This window comes from Streptococcus pasteurianus, assembly GCF_004843545.1.
Lineage (GTDB): Bacteria > Bacillota > Bacilli > Lactobacillales > Streptococcaceae > Streptococcus > Streptococcus pasteurianus.
This window is the reverse complement of record NZ_CP039457.1, coordinates 637,933-662,255: the sequence shown is the minus strand read 5'-3', so window position 1 is coordinate 662,255 and position 24,323 is coordinate 637,933. Positions and strand designations below refer to the sequence as shown.

General features: G+C 36.9%; 20 protein-coding genes and 1 pseudogene. 1 reads left to right on the top strand and 20 read right to left on the bottom strand.

The features are described 5' to 3' along the window. Positions 1-88 precede the first annotated feature (88 nt). From vex3 to E8M05_RS03585, 3 genes are read right to left on the bottom strand one after another with little or no spacing between them, the layout of a single operon-like run. Complete coding sequence (vex3, locus tag E8M05_RS03595; RefSeq protein WP_003063984.1) at positions 89-1,468, bottom strand: ABC transporter permease subunit Vex3; 1,380 nt, start codon at positions 1,466-1,468, stop codon at positions 89-91. Positions 1,469-1,523: 55 nt separating this feature from the next. Further along, positions 1,524-2,171, bottom strand: a complete 648-nt coding sequence (gene vex2 / locus E8M05_RS03590; RefSeq protein WP_136596406.1) for an ABC transporter ATP-binding subunit Vex2 — start codon at positions 2,169-2,171, stop codon at positions 1,524-1,526. 12 nt (positions 2,172-2,183) lie between these two features. Then, positions 2,184-3,461 (bottom strand): ABC transporter permease, encoded by a 1,278-nt coding sequence (locus E8M05_RS03585; protein ID WP_003063981.1) that lies wholly within the window; start codon positions 3,459-3,461, stop codon positions 2,184-2,186. Between the two features lie 227 nt (positions 3,462-3,688). Between E8M05_RS03585 and E8M05_RS03580 the strand changes: the two are divergent. Continuing rightward, positions 3,689-3,904, top strand: a pseudogene (locus E8M05_RS03580) (transposase); the annotation flags it as partial. Between the two features lie 106 nt (positions 3,905-4,010). On the opposite strand, the gene E8M05_RS03575 reads toward E8M05_RS03580, so the two are convergent. The 17 genes from E8M05_RS03575 to E8M05_RS03490 all read right to left on the bottom strand — a co-directional run bounded on the left by E8M05_RS03575 (position 4,011) and on the right by E8M05_RS03490 (position 24,323). Continuing rightward, entirely contained in the window at positions 4,011-4,682 is a 672-nt protein-coding gene (locus tag E8M05_RS03575) for a glucosaminidase domain-containing protein (RefSeq protein WP_041973938.1), read from the bottom strand. A gap of 93 nt (positions 4,683-4,775) precedes the next feature. Next, on the bottom strand, positions 4,776-5,018 hold the full coding sequence (locus tag E8M05_RS11460; protein ID WP_003063976.1) for a hypothetical protein: 243 nt from the start codon (positions 5,016-5,018) through the stop codon (positions 4,776-4,778). A gap of 217 nt (positions 5,019-5,235) precedes the next feature. Beyond that, a complete protein-coding gene (locus E8M05_RS11455; RefSeq protein WP_003063974.1) occupies positions 5,236-5,442 on the bottom strand; it encodes a CYTH domain-containing protein in 207 nt (68 codons plus the stop codon). Between the two features lie 494 nt (positions 5,443-5,936). Further along, positions 5,937-7,451, bottom strand: coding sequence for a zinc ABC transporter substrate-binding protein AdcA (locus E8M05_RS03560; RefSeq protein ID WP_003063972.1), 1,515 nt, complete (start codon positions 7,449-7,451; stop codon positions 5,937-5,939). 295 nt (positions 7,452-7,746) lie between these two features. Next, positions 7,747-7,935, bottom strand: coding sequence for a hypothetical protein (locus tag E8M05_RS11450; RefSeq protein WP_003063969.1), 189 nt, complete (start codon positions 7,933-7,935; stop codon positions 7,747-7,749). Positions 7,936-8,101: 166 nt separating this feature from the next. Beyond that, positions 8,102-8,338, bottom strand: a complete 237-nt coding sequence (locus tag E8M05_RS11445) for a hypothetical protein (protein ID WP_231729885.1) — start codon at positions 8,336-8,338, stop codon at positions 8,102-8,104. Positions 8,339-8,673: 335 nt separating this feature from the next. Continuing rightward, a complete protein-coding gene (locus E8M05_RS03545) occupies positions 8,674-10,071 on the bottom strand; it encodes a C69 family dipeptidase (RefSeq protein ID WP_013851645.1) in 1,398 nt (465 codons plus the stop codon). A 22-nt stretch (positions 10,072-10,093) separates the two neighbouring features. Then, positions 10,094-11,005 carry a DNA-binding protein WhiA gene (gene whiA / locus E8M05_RS03540; RefSeq protein WP_013851644.1) on the bottom strand — a complete coding sequence of 304 codons (912 nt, stop codon included), beginning with the start codon at positions 11,003-11,005 and terminating at the stop codon, positions 10,094-10,096. After that, entirely contained in the window at positions 11,002-11,979 is a 978-nt protein-coding gene (locus E8M05_RS03535; protein ID WP_013851643.1) for a YvcK family protein, read from the bottom strand. Before E8M05_RS03535 ends, whiA begins: the two co-directional genes overlap by 4 nt. Beyond that, positions 11,976-12,866 carry an RNase adapter RapZ gene (gene rapZ, locus E8M05_RS03530; RefSeq protein ID WP_003063956.1) on the bottom strand — a complete coding sequence of 297 codons (891 nt, stop codon included), beginning with the start codon at positions 12,864-12,866 and terminating at the stop codon, positions 11,976-11,978. The genes E8M05_RS03535 and rapZ overlap by 4 nt, the downstream gene beginning before the upstream one ends. Positions 12,867-13,562: 696 nt before the next feature. Further along, positions 13,563-14,576: a UDP-glucose 4-epimerase GalE gene (gene galE, locus E8M05_RS03525; protein WP_013851642.1), complete on the bottom strand. Its 1,014-nt coding sequence runs from the start codon at positions 14,574-14,576 to the stop codon at positions 13,563-13,565. Positions 14,577-15,194: 618 nt separating this feature from the next. Next, positions 15,195-16,676, bottom strand: coding sequence for an exopolysaccharide Pel transporter PelG (gene pelG / locus E8M05_RS03515; protein ID WP_003063947.1), 1,482 nt, complete (start codon positions 16,674-16,676; stop codon positions 15,195-15,197). Next, positions 16,676-18,076, bottom strand: coding sequence for a GT4 family glycosyltransferase PelF (gene pelF / locus E8M05_RS03510; RefSeq protein WP_013851641.1), 1,401 nt, complete (start codon positions 18,074-18,076; stop codon positions 16,676-16,678). Before pelF ends, pelG begins: the two co-directional genes overlap by 1 nt. Before the next feature lie 20 nt (positions 18,077-18,096). Continuing rightward, positions 18,097-19,920 (bottom strand): DUF2194 domain-containing protein, encoded by a 1,824-nt coding sequence (locus tag E8M05_RS03505; RefSeq protein WP_003063940.1) that lies wholly within the window; start codon positions 19,918-19,920, stop codon positions 18,097-18,099. Between the two features lie 15 nt (positions 19,921-19,935). Then, positions 19,936-20,835, bottom strand: a complete 900-nt coding sequence (locus E8M05_RS03500) for a hypothetical protein (protein ID WP_003063938.1) — start codon at positions 20,833-20,835, stop codon at positions 19,936-19,938. Positions 20,836-20,848: 13 nt separating this feature from the next. Continuing rightward, complete coding sequence (locus E8M05_RS03495; protein WP_013851640.1) at positions 20,849-22,912, bottom strand: membrane protein; 2,064 nt, start codon at positions 22,910-22,912, stop codon at positions 20,849-20,851. A gap of 529 nt (positions 22,913-23,441) precedes the next feature. Beyond that, complete coding sequence (locus tag E8M05_RS03490; protein ID WP_003063930.1) at positions 23,442-24,323, bottom strand: DUF4832 domain-containing protein; 882 nt, start codon at positions 24,321-24,323, stop codon at positions 23,442-23,444.

Genomic DNA, 24,323 nt, shown 5'->3' with positions numbered 1-24,323 from the left:
TAAAGACAAGTGCAGTTATGGAGAGTAGATACATAAAAATGCTACCTATATTATACCCCATTTAGGGGAGAATAGGTAGCAAGTTTTTTTATTCAATATCGAGCAAGAGTTCTTTTGGTTGTTTTCTGAGGAGATTGGTTGAAGCAAGTGTCATCACTAACACAACTAAAACTAAGGCAAGAATAAAGACGATGATAAAGTCTGATGTCTGAATAGAAATGTCTAGGCTTGATAGAGTTTTACTAAATCCATCTACTTCTGCACCACCACCAAGGTTAGAAGCTTGAGCTGCCTTGCTGGCTTGTTTGGCAACTCCAGAAGTTACATTGGCAAGAACCGTGTTTCCAATAGTACGAGCTGTATAGTTGGCTAGGAAATAAGCAGAAACAAGAGCTGGGATTGCAATCAAGATAGATTCGGTAATAAATTGACCCAAGATACTTGCTTGCTTGAGACCAATAGAGAGGAGAATTCCCACTTCTTTACGTCTAGCATTAATCCAGAGACTAAGAAGAAGGGCTAATAGGAGAACAGAGAAGCTCAAGCTACCCCAGAAGAGGAGGTTGGCCATCTTGTACATACCTGAGATAGACTGCTCAAGAGCTGGATAGTTAGAGGAGCTCTTAACGAGAGTATAGTTCTTCCAGTTGATACCACTGATACCATTCAACTCCTTCATGACATCATCCAAGTTCTTGTCCGCTGTTACAAAGAAAGTTGCATCCTCATAAATAGCAGTTTCTTCTGTGTAACCGTATAGTTTAGCAGCTGTATGGATGTCTGTAATAGCTGTATTTTCGTAGAGCTCTTGTGAGTAGGTAACCGCGGACTTATTGTGACCATCAAAGAGACCTTTGATGGTTACTTCAACCGTTTCTTTAGCGCCTTTTTCATTATCAGCGTCATAAATATTGGAGTCAAGTTTGACCTTATCCCCTACTTTCCAACCATGTTTTGCTGCTAAATCCTTATGCATAAGGATTTTGTCCTTATCATCATTGGTTAAGTGCTCTCCTTCAACCAATTTATAAGAACCTGAGACGAACTTATCTTCTTTTGATGAATCGTTGACGCCTGTCAGCATCAAACTACTTCCAAAACGTTTAGCACGATCAGCAGTTAGATTTTTCTTGGTCTCTGGCGTTTCGATGAGGTCATATCCAGTCAAATCCCCGATAGCATTGATTCGCTTCACATAAGATTCAATAGCCTTGTTTTCAGTGATTTTTTTGATGTCTTCACCCTTAATATTTCCTGCACCACGTGGCGTTCCTTGATTAACGCGACGGTTAATTTGCATGGAAAAACTATTGGTGATATTTTTAAAAGTCTCCTGAGAAGCCTTGGCCGTAGCTCCCTTGATCGACAAACCGACTAAACTCAAGCTCGCCATGAGGAGAATGATAAGGAAGATAACAATAGATTTGAAAAACTTCCTTGTGACATAGGCAAATGCGTTGTGTAACATAGTTTCCCTTTCTAGATTTAATTCGATTTTATAGTTCTATCAAAACAAGTTCATATTATTTGCTAGTATTGCGAGCTTCAGTAAGCTTTTTATCCTTCAATTCAAGTGTAATATCTGACGCTTGTGCCACTTCTTTACTGTGGGTTACGACGATAACACATTTACCTGTTTTTTGGGCAAGTGATTTGAGAAGGTCGATAATATCTCCAGCAGTCTTAGGATCCAGATTTCCTGTTGGCTCATCAGCTAGAATAACTGGAGCTTCTGAAACAAGACTGCGAGCGATGGCTACACGTTGTTGTTGTCCACCTGATAACTGGAGAACATTCCGCTTGATCTGGCTTTCATCCAAACCAAGCTCAAGAAGTATATCCTTGCTTATCTTTTTGTTGACCAAGCGGATATTTTCCAGTGGAGAAAGATAATCTATCAAGTTATAATTTTGAAAGACTAGGGAAATATGATGCATACGATGATAAGAATATCCCTTGTTACGAATATCCTCTCCTTGGAAAAGGATAGTTCCTTCGACAGGGCTATCTAAGCCAGCAAGAAGGGACAATAGAGTGGATTTCCCTGCTCCAGACTCCCCAATGATGCTATAAAATTTTCCGGGTTCAAAATTATACTTGATCTGATATAAAACTGCTTCAGCAGTGTTCTTATAACGGTAGGTAATATCTTGTAATTCTAATAAAGTCATGATTTCTCCTTCTTAACTAATAGACGATAAAATTTCCTTCGGTGTTTTTCTAAATAAAAAGATAAAACAGAGAGTGACAGACAAGCAACTAATTAGTAGCAAAAATACATAGGATTCTGTAAATGATAGGATGCTACTGGGTAAGCCACTTGCTTTGGCTAGGGTGTCTTGAAGAGCTGCCTGTTCTCCACTTGCGAGTAGAGTTCGAAGCAGGTAGGACGTAATGGCATTTCCTGCAATAAAGGATGGAAGCAGAGCTCCAACTGATACCAAAACCACCTCTAAACAGAACTGTAGGAAAATCGAACTTTTCCCTTTTCCAAGTGACAATAGGATTCCGACCTCATAAACCCGCTCTCTCAACCAGAGAGACAAGACCAAAATCAAAGCTCCTGCTCCTGCTATCATAATCCCATAGAGGAAGATGGTCAGGAAGGTTTGGAAGGTCGCAACTGAATCTTTAATTTGCTCAAATGCCTTGTTTTCCTTCTCTACTTGGTAACCTTGATTTTCCAGAGACAAGTTTGCCACTTGTTTCAAGAGGCCATCCATTTCCTTGGGATTTTCTAGGTAGAAACGAGCTGCGCTGACTTGAGGTTCGCTATTTCCCAAGAGACTTTGACTGCTTTCATAGTCGGTAAAGACATTATTTTCACTAAAATCAGAGGACATGCCCGTAAATTTCTCTTGCTTTTTACCAGAAAAAATTCCTACAATCTCAAACTCAACGGTTTGTCCCTTTCCTGATTCAGACTGACCTGCATCTAAGCGAATCTTGTCATTGAGAGAGAGACCATTTTTCTTGGCCAATTCTTCGTGAATCAAGATTTTTTTTGAATCCCCTTTTTGAAGGTGGCGTCCTTCTTTTAGGTTAAAGGCCGAACTTGTAAAGGTTACATCCCTGGAAGAATCCTCTAACGCAGTTAAGCTGACCAAGTTCTCGTCTGCAGCTGACAAGTCATCACGTTCTACGCTCTGCTCACCACTCACTGCTTCCTTATCTTTTAGTTTTGCGATTGTTTCTAATTCTGGTGAAACATTTTCAAGTCCCTTAATCTTTCTCACAGACTCTAAGTCTGATAACTTGAAAGTCTGACCATCCTCTATCTTCTTAATGGAAAAAGATGTATTGAGCGTTTTGTAAAGATTGTTTTCTACTATTTCGTTGGACTTCATCAGAGTCAAACAGGCTGAAATTCCGGCCAAAAGGACGAATAAAATCAGAAATAAAATAAAACTTCTCAGTCGTTTTCTGCTGACATAAGCCCAAGCTCTTTGGATTGGATTCATCTAATACCTCCATCATTAATGACTTCACCTAGTTTTCTACTCACCTAGACATTGATTTGTCTTAACCGATCCTAAGTTCTACATCTACTAAACTAACTATAAGTCTATTATAAAAGGCAATTATGAAGTGTTTATGAAATCTACAAAAAAGTTCTAAGTGAATCGGTTACACTAAACTAGACAGAATTTATAAAGTGTTCTACACTAAAGAAAACAGGAGAACAGATATGTCTAGAAAAATACGTCGCCACTTCACCGATGACTTTAAGCAACAAATTGTTGACCTCCGCAATGCTGAAATGAAACGAAGTGAGCTTATCAAAGAATATGAGTTAACGCCCTCAACCTTCGATAAGTAGGTCAGACAAGCCAAACTAACGGGTTCCTTCAAGTCTGTTGATAATATGACAGATGAACAACGGGAACTGATTCAACTCAGAAAATGCATTTACATCGCTTTGAACAGCAAAAAAGCGAGAACATCATTTGTTCTCGCTAGAGCTTAACTTTGCCACCCACTACAGTTGACAAAGAGCCCTCTTTCCTATTCTATTGACTAATGAAGCGAAGCCATGCTTCGTCTTCTGCTAGAATGGCTGCTGTTGTGTAAGAGCCACGATATTCATTCCAGACATGGTCTGAATTGTCCTCGCTACTTGTTTCTTCCTCTGTGCTTGCTGGTTCATCATAGACTGTCAAACCATATTGCTCAATTAAAGCATTTAATTTATCAGCGTAAGATGTGTCTGTGGCATACAAACCAGTCAAGGCTGCCGTGGCGTCTTGGTAAGATGTTGTGTTAGACTTCCACGTTCCAGAATACAAATCCCAACTAAGCAAATTAGCGTAATCATTCAACGAATCGCTTAAACTATCATATGACCTGAATGCTTGGTCAACTTCGTAAGTATTGCCATTTCCGTCATCTTCCCAAGTTAGCATGGTCACAGAATTGCCATTGTAACTCCCCTTGATACCAAAGAAATTATAATAAGGAGACTGGCTGAGCGCAGACTGCCCACTACTTGATTCTAAGACAGCTTGTGCAATCATCACAGAAGCGTAGAGGTTACGATCTTGCCCAATTTGTCGTGCTGTTTCACCAATGCTTGCAATAAAATCAGCTGTTGCTGTATCTGATGTTTCCGAAGATTCTGCGACAACCGCTTTTGTAGAATGTTGAAAACAAAGGTTAACGCCCAAGGTAATACCAGTAACCAAAGTTGCGCAGGTTAAAAAGAACTTTGTAATACGCTTTTCTTTCACGGTGCCTCCTTAATGTAAGTGCTATCTTAGTTCATTATAACAAAGTTTTCAGAAGCTGGCAACGCACTCAAAACCAAGCCAAATCACCAAGAAAACACTTGTGATCAAGATAGCTAAAGTTAAGTAGCCTATTCCTGTACTTGATCCAATAGTCATTACTAAAAATAGTGCCAACAGTTCACGCGCACCACCTACAGCTGAACGAAAACGTACCAAACTAAATGTCCCTGTCCCAGTTACGGTAACACTTGTTCCCAGACTACCATTCACCAAGACAATAATCACTGACAATAAGCTAGGAAGGATTGTCAATGTAATGACAAATTTTTTGTATAAAGTGTCCGATAACGATACAGCCGCGCTAAAACAGCACCTAATATAAGACTGACCAAAAAGATAAAGCAACCATCAATGGATTTACCGTCGCACTCACACCTGTATAAACACTATTAAATAAACTCAAAACAGTAATCATCTCCTAAGTGATTCATTTTAATTAGACTATTCCTTACGATTTACGATAGGCTGTGTCATATTTTGAAAATGATGTTGACTCAATGCTGTGTTTCATCAAAAGAGCTCTAAGCCGTTCAGGTTGGGGACCAGGGGGAATCTCCATAGTGACTTTTCCATAACCAACTAGCTCACTACCGTAATTTCCCATTGATTTTTCTACATCGTAATCACGGTACGTAACATTTTTGTCAACTGTCACACGAATTTTCGTTTGTGATTGCCCATTTAATATGATGTTTTTCTTTAATCATAATAAATCAACATATGTACACTCAAGTCGCCGTAGCGTTCTTTAAGCGCATTCAATCCGTCAATCAAAAGGTAGTCTTTGCTTATGGCAGGTTCCTATGTTCCGCTCTTGATAAATTGTTTAATCGCACCTATTTCCGAAACAAAACGGAATTTATGTCCAACACCTTAGGCGTCTTTTTTCTTTAATTCCAAAAAGGCTTGGCTATCATCTGTCGAATTGGTTATATAAGTTCACATACGAATCTTTTCATGACCATTTTTCTTTGCAATCGAGTCCTGATTGGCTTCCCTTTGCTTACATAATGCTTAGCATCTTATTAAAACTTCCTTATTTTTTCACTAACAAAGAACAACACAGTTGTAACAGGTATCATAGCTTTAAACAAAAAAAGTCTGAGACATTTTATTTCAGACTTTTTTAACTATTTTTTGATGAGTTTTTTAGTGAGCAACAATTTCTTGGGCGATTTCTTGACCTGTTAAGCTAGTTGGATAATAGGTTGGCCAGTTATCCATTTCTTCAAGAAGTGCGTCTTGGCTTTCGCCACCCCAGAAAATGTGGAAATGCTCGGCATCTGTTGTTGTGATATTGTGGTCACTAAATTGGACGTATTTGAATTCACCAGCATTTTCATCATCCGTTTCAAACAAATAACGGACACCACGGTTACCTTTTTCATAAGTCAAAATCTTGTAACCTACATATTTATAAGTAAACTTGTATTTCTCACCGTTTTTAATAAATGTAATGGTATTCTTTTTACCGCTGATATTGATTTGTTCAACGTCTGTCTTGTAACCTGTTGTGTAGTATTCCTTATATTCTTCGGCTGTTTTTTCACCTTTTGAAGCTTTAGCTTTGTATTCCCAAACTTGATCCAATGTGCCGTCAAGAAGATATGGGTAAACTGATTGCCATTTACCAGACCAATCGCTCAATGAACGGTCGGTAACATCTTTATCTTTGAAGTAACCATTTTGAACAGTCTTGGTTGTGTCTGTTTCAGCTTTGATAGTCTTACCAGCGACATCTGTTGTCAGTTGCAAAGCTTTCAAGTTTTCTTCCATAACTGAGAAATAATCTTCGCCAGCTTTGATTTGTTTGCTTGTTAAGCTTTCAATCGGATTTAATACCGCTGTTTTGACCCCTGCTTCATCTGCTAACGTTGAGGCAACTTTACTTGACGCATTTTCTTCAAAGTAAATGTACTTAATATCGTATTTTTTGACATATTTTGTCAAACTTGCTAAACGTTTTGCTGATGGTTCTGATTCGGCTGACACACCAGTGATTGGAATTTGTGTCAAACCGTAATCAAGTGCTAAATAACCAAAAGCAGCGTGCTGTGTGACAAAGCTTGTTTGTTTAGCATTTGACAATGCTTCTGTGTATTCGGCATCTAAATCATTTAGTTTTCCAATGTAAGCAGCTGCATTGCTATTGAAAGTATCAGCTTTATCAGGATATTTTGCAACAAAAGCGTCACGGATATTTTCAACCAATGTGATAGCGCGTTTTGGTGAGAGCCAAACGTGTGGGTCATATTCGTGAGTATGACCGTCATCGCTATCTTCGTCGTCTTCATCAGCTGTTCCTGCCATTAATAGCATATCTCCTGTTGATTTAACAACTGTTAAACTGTCTGAACCAATGGATTTTTCAACGCTATCAACCCATGTTTCCATACTATCGTCCATATAGACAAAAACATCAGCGTCTGAAATCGTTGCAATATTTTTGGTAGATGGTTCAAAATCGTGTGGTTCAGTTCCTGCTTTGATCAACATGGTTACATCTGCGGTATCTCCCGTAACAGCTTTGGTAAATTCATAAACAGGATAGAAAGTTGTGACAACATCAATCTTGTCATCTGCCGAAACTTGCTTGATATGGCTGATTTGCCAAGCAAATAAAAGTGCAACTAAATTTATCAATAAAAGAAATTTCTTCTTCATGACAACTCCTTTTCTTAACTAGTTAATAGTTTACTGGTTAAGTATAACACAATTTAAGTTTTTTGCAAGCTTTTTTCTCACAAAAACTATTTTTTTCATACAAAAATAAAGAGCCCCTACGAAAATCAATAGTTTCATAAGATGATTATGTGAGGGTTGAGATTTTGAGGATTATTTACACTTTTTCCAGCAATATATGATGCTAAACGAATTCCTGACGAAAATGCTGGAGCTTCTTTTGAACCTAATTTTATGATTTTATTTGGTAGCTTCAACAGACAAATCAAGCTAATCATCACAAAGCTAATGGATATAGGACACTTTGTTTTAGTAAAAATGGCGAAATAATCGTTACCAAAGCAGTAAAAACATACGTTATCGTATTTGAATTTTTAAAGAATTTAGCATACTCTTGTTCATTAGCTAAAACATCAAAATTAAAGGGAACTAATGTTCCTGAAGATAATGATTCAGATAGGCCCATGAATACGGCTGCTAGAAAAGCAAAAGACTAACAAATAATAAAGCAAACTCGCACTAAAAGCATTCACCAATATCAAAGATCGATACCGATTTACTGGTATGCTTTGCTCCTGACCTTTCCCTATTAATCTTTCAAGGTGATTTTGAAATTTTGGGCGAATTGGTCACTAAATGCTAGTGTCACCATCTTCTTTTGACAAGTCACGAAGATAAGCTCTGATTAAAATAGTGTTCAGGTGTTGAAACAGCTCATTTACTGTATTGTTAGCTCGCTCTGCTGCTAACAAATATTCTAAACCAGAGACTTCTTGTGCTGAATGATAGTAATGAATTTTTTCTAACACTCTCTCTAAATGATTACGCTGAGAATCTCCCACAACGTGCATAAACTCAACAATCGGCATATTTATTTGCCCCAAGACTAAAGCAAGTTTTATTATCGTTAAATCTGTCTTTCCTTGCTCAAAACGTAATAATTATGACGTTGAAATTCCTGCTTCAGCAATATCTTACAATGTTAAGCCTCGTGATACACAATATTTTTTGAATAATTTTTCCAAATCTCTTATTATTAATCCCCCTCATTGAAACTTATGCTACTTTTTTATTGAAAAAGTAATAATTTTCAGTTTTTTTAATCATTCACATTCTATCACTCTATCTTTATTAAGTCTATAACTTTTAAAAATTTTAAATAAAAAATCCCCTCTTGAGTAAAGTTCAAGAGGGGAGAATGCTATTAATCACTGACTGAAAAGCGGTTTGTCATGAGATTGCTTGCATCAAAGAGGACCTTGTTTAACAGTTTTTGAGTTTCTTCTTGGACAAAGTCACTCATGGCTTGGTTTTCGGCATCAAAATCAATACTTTCTCCGTTTGCTAAAGCAGCATCGACACGTTTGATTCGTGCATGTCCTGCTGCCATTGTTTTTTCGATATAATCTTCAATATCACCTTCATGTTGGTGGAAATGTGGGTCAGCAATTGCTGCAATAAGACGATTTGCCCAATAGAATGAGGCTGTTGAGACATTTTCGCCAGTATTGGCAAAATAGGCTGGTGTCGTTGAAATTTGAGTAAAGAATGGCACCATTGTTCCAAATGGCATTGAACCGTATGCCAACCATTGAATTCCTGTGGTATCGTGCGGTTGGTCTGGGCGCAATTGAAGAATGGCTGTTTGACTAGTGCGGTTGATACCAATTGTGCGGAAGGCACGTTGTGTGACCGCATTTCCTTCTGGTCCGTACGGGTCAAATTCTGTGTCTTGGTAATGATTGCTCAAAACGTATTTGACATCTTCGATCGTAATTTTACGGTAAGGTTTTTGTGCCCATGGAATAAAGAAACTACGTGGGTCTTGTTCGATTTCTGGGTTTAAGAAACGTTGCATTGCCCAAGCACGTGGTGTATTGTAATGACGGTCTTTATCACGTTGGCTACCAAAAGCATAGCGTGGGTTAAAGTGTTCATTTGAGTAAGTCAAATCCAAGTTATTGCTTGCGATGAAATCACGCAAATCTTTTGAATACATGTACTCATCTGGGTTGTTGAACTCAAAGTGATCAATACCGAGCTGATTAGGATTTGTGACGTAACATTCATCTGGAACACGGCGAGCAATCCAATGGTGACCACCAATGGTTTCCAACCACCAAATTTCATTAACATCAGAAAAGGCAACACCGTTTGATTCGTAAGTTCCATATTGTTCAAGGATAGCACCGAGACGTTCTACCCCTTCACGTGCTGTACGAACGTAAGGAAGTACCAATGTCAACATATCTTCCTCACCAATACCAGATTCAACCAAAGGGTCAGCTCCTAAAACACGCGCATTGGTCGTAATGGTTTCAGTTTCGCTCATGGCAACATTGGCTTCGTTGATACCAGCTTCGCCCCAGATACCGTCTTTACGCAAAGCATCTGGCACTGACGTATAGCGCATTGGATTATCTGGTAAATCCATTTCAAATGAAGACAAGACTGATTTGTAATGACGTGGTTGGTCTTCTGGTTTCACCACGATAAATTGTTTTGGCGTAAAATCGCCACTTTGTGAATCTTCCGTACGTGCAATAATAGTTGAACCGTCATAAGACGCTTTTTTACCTACTAATATTGTTGTGCATGCCATAATATGCTTCTCCTTTTACTTTCTATAATTCATCCGCAATTTTATTAATTTTACGTAATCTGTGGTTAACACCACTCTTGGTCAATGTGCCTTCCAAATGGTCGGCAATTTGTTGAATGGAATAATCTGGATTTTCAACACGGATTTTAGCCACTTGTTGAAGTTCAATTGGCAAGGTTTCAAGTCCAACCGTATCCATGATTTTAATGATATTATTGATTGTTTTCATGCTAGCTGTCACGGTTTTGGCAATGTTTGCCGTCTCCGCATTATTAGCACGATTGATATCGTTACGTGTCTCACGCATAATCTTAACTTCTTCAAAAATATCCTTACATTCCATAGCACCAATAATCAAAAGAAAATCCATGATGTCTTCTGCTTTTTGCAAATAGGTTACCGTACCATTCTTATGTTCAATGACCTTAGCATAAAGGATAAATTTTCGCATCAAATTCGCCAAATCTTCAGCGTGGTCTTGATAAACCGAGAAAATTTCCAGCTGATATTTTCCAGATTCTGGATCACGAATGGTTCCAGTCGCCAAAAAAGCGCCGCGCAAATAAGCGCGTCCCTTATCATCATCTTCTAAAATAGTTGGGTTAATTCCCATTTCAATGCCAAAGAAAGAATCCGCCAACTGCAAGTCATTCAAGATTTCTCTGACGTTTGCTACCACAAAAACATTGTAAATACGGTTTTTACGCAGATTTGTCTTTTGGTGGTATTTAATTTCTGGCTGAACATGGTAAAGATTTTCAGTCAATTCATAAATATGACGAGCGATTTTAGCATTTTCTGTTGTGATAGACAAGGTAAGTCCGTCTCCTGTCAAGCCAAGGCTACCAGACATTTTAATGATTGCTGATAATTCGCTCTTATCAAACCGCGACAAATTGAGCAGTTCTTCTTTCACTTTTACTGTAAAACTCATCGCTTCCTCATCCTCACCAAATTCATTAATTCCTCAACGACAAAGTCGCCATTGTGAAAAGCTCCGCCATTTTCCAAACGCAAGAAATCTGATGAAATCACACGTTTCACCTGCTTGCGAAGTCCTGCAAAATCATGTTCTACTTGAACCAAATACTCATCAAATTCGTTAGAATTCATGTAATCTTGCGGTACTTCTTGGATATTGACCAAAACGGTGTCAATCACATCTTTACCAAGGTGGCGGTTGAGCACTTCCACATGGTCAGCATCAGTAAAATGCTCGGTCTCACCATATTGGGTCATGATGTTACAAACGTAAGCCACTTCTGCTGAGGTTTCCAGCAGAGCTTGCTTGATTTCTGGAATAACAAGATTGGGCAGGATTGAGGTAAAAAGCGAACCAGGTCCCAGAACAATCATATCACTATCCATAATCGCATCAACAACTTTTCGACTAGCAGTCGGTTCTTCATTGTTATAAGTATTTGTGACATAAACGTGGTCAATCATACCTTTATAATCAGCAATATGACTTTCGCCAATAACTTCGTGACCGTCTTTGAAAACAGCATGCAAAGTCAATGGATTTTCACTGGCTGGGTAAATCTTTCCTGTGACATGGAAAAATTTTGTTAGCAACTGCATGGCATTGTAGGTTGAACCTTGCATTTCTGCGATGCCTGAAATAATCAAATTACCAAGCGGATGCCCTGCCAAAGCACCATCAGTTTCGTCAAAACGATATTGAAAGACTTTTTCATAGAATTTCGGCATATCACTCATCGCTACAAGGACGTTACGAAGGTCGCCTGGCGGTGTTAACTGCGTCACAGAACGCAAAGTTCCGGAACTACCACCATCATCAGCAACCGTCACAATCGCTGTGATATCAACTTCTTCATGCCGTAAGCTATTTAAAATAACAGGAATACCCGTTCCTCCACCGATAACAGTAATTTTAGGTTTTCTCATGAACGATTCACAGTCTCCTTACGACGATTTTTATCACGGTGGTTTTCATTGACAACCCAATTTTCTTTTAACTCTTCTGCCAAACGATGCGCAAAGGCGACACTACGATGTTGACCACCTGTACAACCAATGGCAATCGTCAAAACGGATTTTCCTTCTTTTTGATACCCTGGCAAAATTGGTTTAATCAAGCCTGTCAAATGTTGATAGAAATCTTCAGACTCTTCATGATTCATAACGTAATCATAGACTTCTGATTCGAGCCCTGTTTGGTCACGGAGTTCTGGTTTGTAGTAAGGATTTGGCAAGAAACGCACATCAAATACCAAATCAGCATCAAGCGGCAAGCCATACTTAAAACCAAAACTCATCACTTCTATACGAAATGATACTTGGTTTTCCTCACTTGAAAATTGCTCTGAAATGGTTTTACGGAGTTGGCGTGGTGTGAGTTCTGTTGTATCAACCACATTTTGGCTCAAGTTTTTCAGTGGCGCTAACAATTCACGCTCAAGTTTGATACCATCTAAAATACGTCCATCTGCTGCCAACGGATGACTACGACGTGTTTCTTTATAACGAGCAACCAATTCACCATCTGTCGCATCCAAGAATAAAATTTTAAAATCAATTTTTGGATTGGCATCGATTTTATCAAGAACAGAATTGATTTCATTAAAAAAGAGGCGACTACGCATGTCGACTACAAGTGCCACACGATTATTGTCGCTAGATTGTTCAATCAGCTCAATAAATTTTGGTACCAAAGCTGGTGGCATATTATCAATCGTGAAATAACCCAAATCTTCAAATGATTGAATTGCCACCGTTTTACCAGCTCCACTCATCCCAGTTACAATAACTAAGTTAATACTTTTGTCAGACATAATTGTCCCCCTTTTATCTACTAGTTTTATTATAACAAAATTCAGCCTAAAGATTGATTAGAAAAACCTTTTCACATAAAAATTTAGGGAGTGAGACAAATAAAGTCTCCAGTGGAGACTTTATCAGAGCGTAGACAAACCCTCTCAGCAGTATAAATATTGTAAATTTAGAGTGTGTCTATCGATTTGAATAAACTCTTATAAATGCTGATATAACGGTGTTCCTAAGGTTTTTTATTTTTTAACAAAAAGAAAAAAGATTGAAGAAAAATATCCAAAATGGACTTTTTCTTCAATCTGAAATAAAGTCTCCAGTGGAGACTTTATTCATGAGCCTAAAAATTAAAAAGCGAATCAGTAGTTTCGTAGAAACTTGATTTCTCAGCAAGTCTTAATTTCTTGTTGCTGACCTAAAACGGTCTATTCCTAAACCGTTTTTGACACTTACTTCGTAAGTTTTATTTCCCGATTATAAAGGTTCCCCAAACCTTTATAACTCACCCCCGCATAGCTCGAAAGATTTGGGGAATCTTTCGAGGTGGGAAATAAAGTCAAGCGAAGCTTGATGTCAAGTAGGGTTGTAAAAGCTGATTTATCAGCGCATTAGAAACTACTCAACCACTGCGTATGCTCTTATTACAACTGCATAAGCAATGAGGCTTGCCCCGTCTCTACCACCTACTTAAAATAGGGTTGTTAAACTTGATAACCGTTTGGATTTTGGTTTTGCCATCTCCATGAATCACGCATCATGTCTTGCAATGTTTTTTGTGCTGTCCAGCCCAATTCTTCTTTAGCTTTGCTTGCGTCTGCGTAGCAAGTGGCGATATCGCCAGCGCGGCGATCTTTGATAATGTACGGAACGGATACATGATTGACTTCTTCGAACGCTTTCACCAAATCCAAGACGCTATAACCATGACCTGTTCCAAGATTATATACCGCTACTCCTTTGCTAGCAAGATTTTTCTTCAGCGCAGCAACATGACCTTTTGCCAAATCAACAACATGAATGTAATCACGCACACCAGTTCCGTCTGGTGTATCATAATCATTACCAAAAACGCTTAATTCTTTTAATTTACCGACAGCCACTTGGCTAATGTATGGCACTAAGTTATTTGGAATACCATTTGGGGCTTCACCGATTAATCCACTTTCGTGTGCTCCGATAGGATTGAAATAACGTAAATTAGTCACAGATAAATCTTTGTCTGCATAAGCCAGGTCAGTCAAAATTTGTTCAATCATTACTTTCGTATAACCATAAGGATTTGTGGCTGATGTTGGTAAATCCTCAGTCAGCGGTGATACATTATTCATGCCATAAACCGTTGCACTAGAGCTAAAAACAATATGATTGACATGGTAATTTTTCATCACTTCAAGTAACGTCAATGTCCCAGTCAGATTATTTTGATAATAACTTAACGGCTGCTCAACCGATTCTCCGACTGCCTTAAATGCTGCAAAATGAATCACAGCTTCAATGTCATTTTCATAAAAAACATTGTTTAAAAAGTTTTTATCTAAAATAGAACCTTTGTAAAACGGAATTTCCTGACCAATAATGACTTTCAAACGGTTTAGAACTTCTTGTGAACTATTTGAAAAATCATCGACAATAATCACATCATAACCTGCTGAAATGAGTTCAACTGCTGTATGACTACCAATAAAACCTGCTCCTCCTGTTAATAAAACGGACATTCTAGTTCCTCCTCTTTCCCTTTGACCATAAACTTTTAACCCTGTATGCCTCATTTGGAGTATCTTGAAGCAATACATACCACATCATGTTTCGAAAACGAAGATTTTCTGTCGGGTGTTTATTCAGGTTAATCGTTCGCTATCCATATCAATTTCTCTTACTTTGTTTAATTTTGATTTTATAGTTTTTCTGTTGGTTCTTACTTAAACTTTGTCCACGAATTTGGATGTCGCATTAGGGAGCTTTCACCGTAGCCAAGCTCTCCAGTCACAGGTTCATTTTCATTTCCCACTTGCAACAAAGCCGAAATCTTATAGCATTCAACTCCTATTTTTTCATAATCATAAACGAATAAATTATTAACTTCTGACTATAAATGACTGGTATTATCACTATCATTCTCACATGTAACGGTTAAATATATGGTCTGAACATCTTTATAATCTTCTATTCTATAAATCACATCATTATCCGTCAAATGATAACTCTCCTCTGTAGCAGTCGTTATTGACTTTGTAGTAGTGTCTCTTGAATCATCATTATTGGTAAAAAGCCCAAAAATCAAAACAAGCTCAGCGATCACCGCTAACAGTAAAAAGACTAATAAACAGCTTTTGTTATTTTTCGTAATTTCCCTTTCTAGTCAAAATAAGCATTTTTTGATTTAAAAAACTTGCCAAATAATGAAATGCACCGTCTTTTTCCGCTTCAATTATTGGATGCCGTCCTAAAATCTGATATAGCAAATTGCTACTAATGTTCTCTAAATCTAACCAAGCTATGATAAAGTAAAACATAGTTGCAACTAGGAAGCCAAATCCATAAAACAAAATACTTGTATATAAACTAGCAATCGTTGCTAAAATAGATGTCAAAGCAAAGATAATACTAGCACGATAACTACCTGATAGATTTCCAAAATAAATAGTAGACAAAGTGACTACATTGGCCATACCGTAAACAGCATATGCTACACATAAAATTCTAAAATAACCATTCATTGTCGTATTAAATCCCAAGGGTAAAACATTCAAAATCGTTATTCCAACAGAAATAGCTAGTAGCGTAACCATTAATTGAACCCAAACAGTTCGTTTCAAGCCTTTTTTCAAATTGTCAGTCATGTCCCTTTCTAATTTACGAATTTCTTGTAGCGTTACTCCGTTATTAAAACTCAAGTAATATTTACGATAACTATCAAAGAAATCGACCTCCATAGAAACAATAAAATGTGCTGTTGTTGCCAACATGGTCAAAGAAGCAATGAAGACTGTCAAATCATAATAAGGCGCAATATAGAAAAAACCACGAACCTGCTCACCAATTTGACTAAACCAAATCACAATAACATGCCCTAAAAGACCAATCTGTGTACATAAGCCAATGATAGCCAGTTCCCAATAATCATCAAATCCATTCAAAAAATCAAACATATGGTGGTAGACTAGTTTGTTAGGAAATTGTTGATACAAAAGATTGGTTGCTAAAATAAAGAAACTTGCATAACCAAAGATTATTCCTGATAGACTAGCAACAACAACCGAGAAATCAATAAGTAAAAAAATCCCCGTCATCAGTAACGTCGTTACTACGGTCACAAGAAATGCCTTAAAAATTCCCCAATAATCTTTAATAATCGTCAAATAATTAATAATATTCCAAGATAACAATAGTTCACAAAATAAAAGCCATGCTAAAATACCATATAGCCATCCCAAATGTGAAAAAAGTAGAAAAATACCATACAAAATACCACCAATAGTAAGGGTGAAAATTTGACTCCCCCAATAACTTGTCAACACATGGCGAATATCTCGTGAATAAATCTTATCCGACAAGTACCGCGAAATCACCAAGGAAACAAATCCATTAATCAAAAGCGAACCAAGTAAACCATAAGTGATAATAGCAACTATCAAATTACGATCAGTGATTGTTACTTTCGCCAAATTTGACAAAATAAAGACCGTCAGCAGAACCAATTCACCCAGCAAAAGCGGTGCGACAGTAACAATCGAGGCATAAACAAAGGCTCGTGGTTTTGAGGTCAAACGTTTTTCTCTAACAACCTTATTAATGGCAAATCCAATTCCAGCCATCAAACCACCTCCAAATACAAATCACGATATTGCTGAATCATCATCTCATAGAGATAATAAGTTCTCGCACGTTTTTGAGCAATTTCACCCATTTTCAATCGCAACTGACGGGAACTGCACATTTTTTCCATGGCGTGTGTCAGACCTGTTCGATAAGTTGGCGGAATACAATAACCAGCAATACCGAGATAATCATCTTTATTTCCCTCCAACAATTCTCGGCAACAGCCAACATCAGTTGTCACACAAGGTCTCCTAGCTGCCATGGATTCAATAACAGACAATGGCTGTGCTTCTGAAATACTTGTTAAAATGGTAAAATCCAAATTTTCCATGTATTCAACCACATTAACTTGCCCCGTGAAAATCACATTTTTGATGCCTAGCCGACGAATCAATTGATGACATTCTCTGTTATACGTTTCATCATCAACAGCACCTAGAATATGCAATCGCGTGTTGGGATAATTGCGAGACAACTCATAAAAGACATAAAGCATTGTCTTAATGTCCTTGATTGGTGCGATACGAACAACCGCACCAATATCTATCCAACCATCCTCTTCTTTCAAAGGTATTGCCGAAAATCGGTCATAATGAATCCCATTTGAAATCACTCGACATTTTTCAATGTCACATCCAACCTCTTCTTGAATAAACTTCGCTTTGGTATAAAGACTCGTCACACACTCCGCTTTGTCATAGATAAGATTTGATAGCATATAGAAAAACTGAATCCATTGCCGTTTCATCGTTGGCAATACCCAATCTGACCGCAAAATTTCTTCCTCACGCTCTCGCGTGTAAATGCCGTGTTCTGTCAACAACAACGGTGCTTGGTGCTGATAACTTCCCAAAGAAGCCAGTAGCCCTGCATAACCTGTTGCAATAGAATGATAAACATCAGCTTTCGGCATATCTTGGGTCATCAGATAAAGAACCGTTAATAACATGGAACGTGTTGTGTGAAAGAGGTCTGCAAAAGCTTGGTTTTGATGCTTTTCCTCAACAATTTCCGTCAGTAATTCCAAAAACAGCCGACTTCTCAAAAAGTCACTTGGATTAACCTGACGCTGATTAAAAATGTCAAACAATACTTCCCAATCAGGAGATTGACAAGATAGCAAATCTTTCAATGCTTGTCTCTCCGTATCGTTAAAGATTTCTTTGAAGTTAGAATTCCCAGAAACTTGGAAAGCATCATCCAGAAAAACTTCCTTGACCTCGACCACATTGTCAGCCAATTCATATTTGAAGTTACCACGACTTTCAGCATTTGCTCCAATGGTCACTAGAACAAATTCGTGCTCAGTCATCTCATTAATATAATTGTGCATCCACGATGAGACGCCACCATTGACGTAAGGGTAGCACCCTTCCAAAATTAAACAAATACGCAACTATTTTCCTTCCTAAACCTTTATTTCTTAGCAATGGCTACTGAACTTGAGGTTGCATGCAAAAGATAGAGATTTCCTGTCAAGTGTTCCAAACTGCCTCCCGTTATATCACCAGGTTTACCATTGTTAAACCGCACCATCAAATACGCCTCATCAACAAAATTACCAAGATTAAATTGATAAAAATCTTCTGCCTCTTCTTTTTCAACCGTAATACTTGAGAAACGTTGAATAGCGCCACCCATTTGTGATTCTGTCATATTTCGAATAGAGGGTGCTGTTTTGTACAGCCATGCCATTTGTTTAGACAGATTCTTATATAATTGAGCCCAACCCAATTTTGCTCCACGGTCAATATCCAAGGGATCGTCTGGGTGAATAAAGTGGTGACTAACATAATGCATATTTAACTCAGAAAGCATCGTCAATTTCGTGTAATCATCAATAATAGCTCCTGATGTTATCCGCGGTTCTTCAACAATACCGTCATCTGCGACTTCAAATTCTTGCTCATAGACAAAATCTTCTGAAAAATAACTACTGGCAATAACCTTAATATTTGGATAATCCTTTGCTAATAAAGCCCTACCTTCTGCTGATAAAATATTTGAAGGTGGTACATAAACCGAACGTTCACTCCTTGGAAACAAATTCTCCGTGAAATCCATTAATTCATCTAACGACTTTTCAATCGCTGTATCACTCGTCCACGTATTGTAAGAAAAGGCACCACCATAGTCAGTATCCGACAACATCAAGGGTTGATGATTATAACCGTGATAGCCTATCTCACCGCCCATTTGTAAAAGCTTATTACCAAAATAAATAAAACGCGAACTATCTGACTGACGCTCAGTGCTTCCTGTTGTGTCATCCTCATAATTTTCAATGATAACACCCGTATATTTAATACCGTATTTATCAGATAAACTAATCATATCAGGCCACCAAATATTCGTGTAAAAATCAGAAACTGTCATCTGATAATCACGTGTAATGTATTTTCCATCGCCACGTGGAACTGGTGATGGAAAATCATCCAAGGTAAAAGCAGCGGAATTAATTACTGGATATATCTCAACATCTCTCAATAACGAATAAGATGCCGAATAGAAACCACGCACTGCTTTTTCATAGATACCAAAATTATCAACAACCACATGACCATGTCCTAAATCATATTCCCAAACCAGAGGAATTTTACTATCGTCTCCTGTTGTCAAGTAAACCTCTGCATTATCATCAAGCTCAACTGCCCAAGCAGAATCAAAGGGCTTATCAAGAGCATAATCCTGCCCCGCTCCCAACATAAAGCCATTTTTAATTGAAACTTCCTCAACTTTAGCATAGGTATCAGATGCATTTATAATACCTAGCTTATGCTCAATAGCAGATGTAACTTCATCTTTTTGTAGTGTCATCGCAAACATGACATCACCACCTGATTCAACCCATTCCATTAAGTGAAAAACAGTATCACCAAGTGGTCTTAAATCTGGTGTTAGAACAACAACCGTATCAAAATTTCTAAAATCAGGCACCATTTCATTGTCAACATCAATATAAGTCGTTGCAACCTTCATATCTTCAAAAATCTGCTTAAAATTATCAATAGCACTCTCAGAGGTCTCATTGCTTGAATCATAAATCAATAGATTTGTCGCTGAGACGTTAACCAAGGCTTCCGCCTTAGTTTGAACCTGATTATCAGATAGATAATAATCATCCTTATGACTATAATAATTAATCCCATTCTGTTCAACCAACAATCCTACCGATAATACTACAAGAATAAGAAAAACTGGAAGAATCATCGTAAATCTAAACGTTCTTTTTTTTAACATCTGTATTCCCTACACTTATTGCCAAAACGCCAATTTAGCTTTATTTTTAGCCGAAAAATAAACATGATGTTGCTCTAGTTCTTTCCAAAAACGCTTCAAATCAGAACTCGATTTTTTCAAAACAATCATATCAAGTTTCAACATCCAAATATCCTGATCATCTGGAAAAAGAGCAAAAAGCTTTGTTAATAAATTTTCTAATCTCACAAAATCATTCATACTCTGATAAATTTTAGCTAAAGTAAGCAAACGTGACTTTTCAACTGGAAAATTCCTTGCTAGCATCTCATTGATTTCTTCAATATAAATATGTTTTAACGTCAATCCATAGTGCCCCTCTGCTATTTCGCTATCAATATAACGCTCTAAAAAATTAGCATATTCACAATGCCTCTCTAATGAATTAGGTTCTTTTTGAACACGTTCTTCCAACTGACGTAAACGCTCATCATATTTTGCAGTCAATTCAGAAAGAATTGTTGTGGCATAATGAACCACTTCAACATCTTCGTTTAAACGTGCTTGATGGAGCAACGGCACAAATTGATCTGGCGACTCAAAAATAACATCAATAATCAATTCACGTTTAATCCCCGAATGATTAAGCAAAAGCGCCTCTTGGAAAGGAACAATATTTGTAATGTCAAGCATGACATTTTCCTTCACCTCCAATTGATTTTGCTCAGTTGTATCATCTATTAACCAAGGAATCACTTCATAAAAAGCTAACTCACCATCTACAAGTTGCGATTGTCTTTCCTTTAAAATATAAAGCACCAGTAAAATTCCGATGAATGGTAAAAAAATAATTAGTGAGTCAAAATAAAAACCAAGTTGAATGTTGTTTTTTCTTGCTATTAAGAAAAAACTAACAACAATGGCTAAATGGCATCCTAAAAACATAGCAAACAACATTAACTTCTCCTTCTCACGAAATCATTTGCTTAAACGCAATAGCTTCAACAGTCTCCTCAACATTATGTTCACCAACTACTTCAAAACCTAAATCAGACAACTTCTCATACCAGTCTGTTAGTGATTGCGTATATGTATTAATTAACAAACAAAGATGATTTTCAACTTGTCCTAAGCTATCAAAAAGTGATAATTTTTCTTGCAAGCTTTTCAACATTGTTGGAGGAATCTCCTCTACTAGAAGCCCTAAATTCAATACTTTCCACATGAAATAAGGCGAATCAACATCTTTTAACGCTAATAATTTTTGATAAAATGCTACTTCCTTTAAAACCTCATACTGAGAAACTGATGTTAATTTTTGACGAAGATGTTGATAACTTAGGCTTGCTAATCCGGTTAAAGACTTCAAAAGATTTTGATGATAAAGATTTAATTTATCTGTTGGTAAATGATCCAAGGCTAAATAATAACACAACTCACCATCTGCCAAAACTCCTGCCAAATACATCGGATAGTCGTCATGTAAATGCTGGTTCACCCAAACTGTATTATCAACTAACTGCTGACTAACTCCTGCTAACTGTTCTGCAGTTAAAATGAGATGTTTGGTATTTTGCACTGTTGTTAATTGCAACTTACTTTTCTGATTATTATCTACCTTACAAATCGCAATCTCATCTGTACCAAAAGCCTCACTAATATAATCCAATAACTTGACCATAAAAATTTCTAAATATGGTGTTTCCAAATTTTCTAAAAAGCGATAAATCCGACCATAACTATCTTGCCGTTCCAAAATCTGGTGCGTCAGCTCAACTTTCTCTGATAATAAATCTTCAGCAAATGATTGTTCACCAGATAACTGTTGTTTCAAATGATTAATTTCCGATGAAAGTCTAGATAAGTCAGACCTATCTTTCTCTTTAATATACCCACTCACCAAACCTGACACTATGTAGATTATATATGGAATCCAATTAGTCGGCTCAAAAAAGAGCGTTTGAAAATCAGCAAACCCCATCAGAATATTTTGAATAATCAGTCCGATTGATGCAAAAACGGCTGCCCATAGACCATAAAACAGTCCTAAACTAAGACCTGATATCACAATAGCAAACAAACGATAATCGACTGTTTGAAAATATATTTGGTCCCCAAATAAATAAGAAAATACCCCACTAACAATAAGTAACCCAAGCAAAACAACGACTCTGGCTGGTGTTCTATCTAATTTAGCAAATTCACGTAATTTATTCACTAATGATAATGATTGTAGCTCTGTGGCAAAACTTGGCAAATCATGAGTTGATAAATCCTCTAATAAAGAAACTTTTGGAAACCATCCATAGTCTTGTCTAAGATCAGAAGTCTGTGGCTTTAAAATAGACAACTGGGCTTCTTTAGAAAATACAACATTATGAATATTAAGTTCTCTAAAAAGTTGTTGAAAGCTCATATCAAAACTATCTGGGACTTCTATTCTTTCAAAGGCGTCAGTCCAATTATCAAAAATACGACGACACAAATCCAATAAATCTCTATTAAAAATATAATAAATTTTCTGATCTGGATGTATCATTATGTCATTGTCAGACGTTAAGATACTTCGTAAATAATCCGTTGAATTTGATAATTGATAAAGATAAAGAGATCGTAAAATTTTTATAGATAATTGCTGATTTTGTGAATAATGATAAAGCATTCGTTGATAAGCTGATAGCATTATGCTTCGATTACTTTCCTCTTGAAAACATAAATCAGGTCCCATTACGTACAAAAATTCTACCAAAAAATCCTTGCTTAAAGCATTGAGGATTTTTTTAATCTGTAAAAATTCACCATCAAGTTCTTTTAAAGGTTCTACGGATTCGGAAAGATATAGAATAGAGGTTATATGATAACCGGTTAACAGTTGTTCAATATCAATTTCTTCCTCCCAAGCAATCTTTCGAATTCTATTTTTACATTTTGATTGACTTAATTCCCCTAATACTACCACTTTTTCTTCAGGAAACATTTTTAACAAATCACTTTCTTCTAGTATTACAGTGTTTCCTGTTATTAAAACAGTCATTTTACCTCCTTTTATTTTAATATTATTTGTTTTATGAAAAAAAAAAAACTTATGTGAAAAACATTCTATCATTTTATTTTTTTTGACAAATAATTAGTCTGAAAATTTCAATATTTTGATACCAAACCTTTTTAATATTTACTTCACGTATCAAACAATGAAACATTTCAAGCTTAGTATCACTTATCAATGATTCCTACATATAATCTAGCCATTTTCAAAATATATCGAAAAAACAATAATGGCAACCTCCCCTACAAACATATATCGAAGTTATCTCTACTCAGAGTATCAAATTACTATCAATTAATCTGTACAAGATGCTTGTAGCTACTCCCGTGTTAAACTTACTATTAACAAACAGAAATACATCAATTTTCAAATGAGACAATAAGCTAAATTTATGCCCCTTAAAATCATTAGCAACTCCTGTAAACAGAAAAAGACAAATCCCCAAAATGTGATTTGTCTTCAATTATTAGATTAAAATTTGACATATTGTTCTTCTGGATTTTTATACTTACTTTTACTAATCAAACAAAAGCAATGTATCAGCAGTTTCTTGTCCAGATACTGCAAAGTGAATCGCATTTTTATTTGTCATGGGATCTACAATCCCTAAAGAGATACTATAATTTTCCCGTAACTTCTTTACATTACTTATAGGAAGTTCAATAGGTATGGATTTCTCTTCATTAGGAAGAATTTTAGCTACATTTAAATCTAGTTTAATCCTTTTAATACGATTGGTACCTTTGTTTTTTAAATAAACATAAGTCGTCCAATTTCGATAAAATGGTGCAACTCCTGAATTTTTTAAGGTAATATTAAGAACAACTTTTTGCGTTGACTCTTGCTTGATGCTTGCAGATGTTACCCATAAACGATACCCCATATTTTTTAATAGTTCATTATAGCCAGTCTTATTGTCACCAATATCTTCGGCAACTTTTGGTCCTAAAAATGTTGTATGTGACTGAGCTACTAAACTTGTCGTCTGTGAAAGTTTATCTCCTAAAAGGCTACTTAAGCTATCTGAACTTGTTAATTCACCACCAATTGGTGCTGTTTGCCAAGCATCAGACATCATTACTAAATCGTTTTCTCCCGTTTCTGAATAGATGCCTCCTGAATCAATCCAATCTAGCCATTCTTGAGTTGCTTCACAATTTCCAGCCATGTCATTATACAACCCTAAATCATTTTCACTCGCTATTCTAAACGGCCGACGCATGAGTAAATTGGCATTCGGAAAAGCTGATAACCAAGGCACGACATACCGCTCACGAACAGATTCGTCTGGCAATTGACGAACACCCGCGGTACTATCAACATGCCATTCTCCCCAATGTCCTAATCCACCTAATTCAATAAAACTTATCAATTCCTCATCCCCCCAACGATCTCCCAT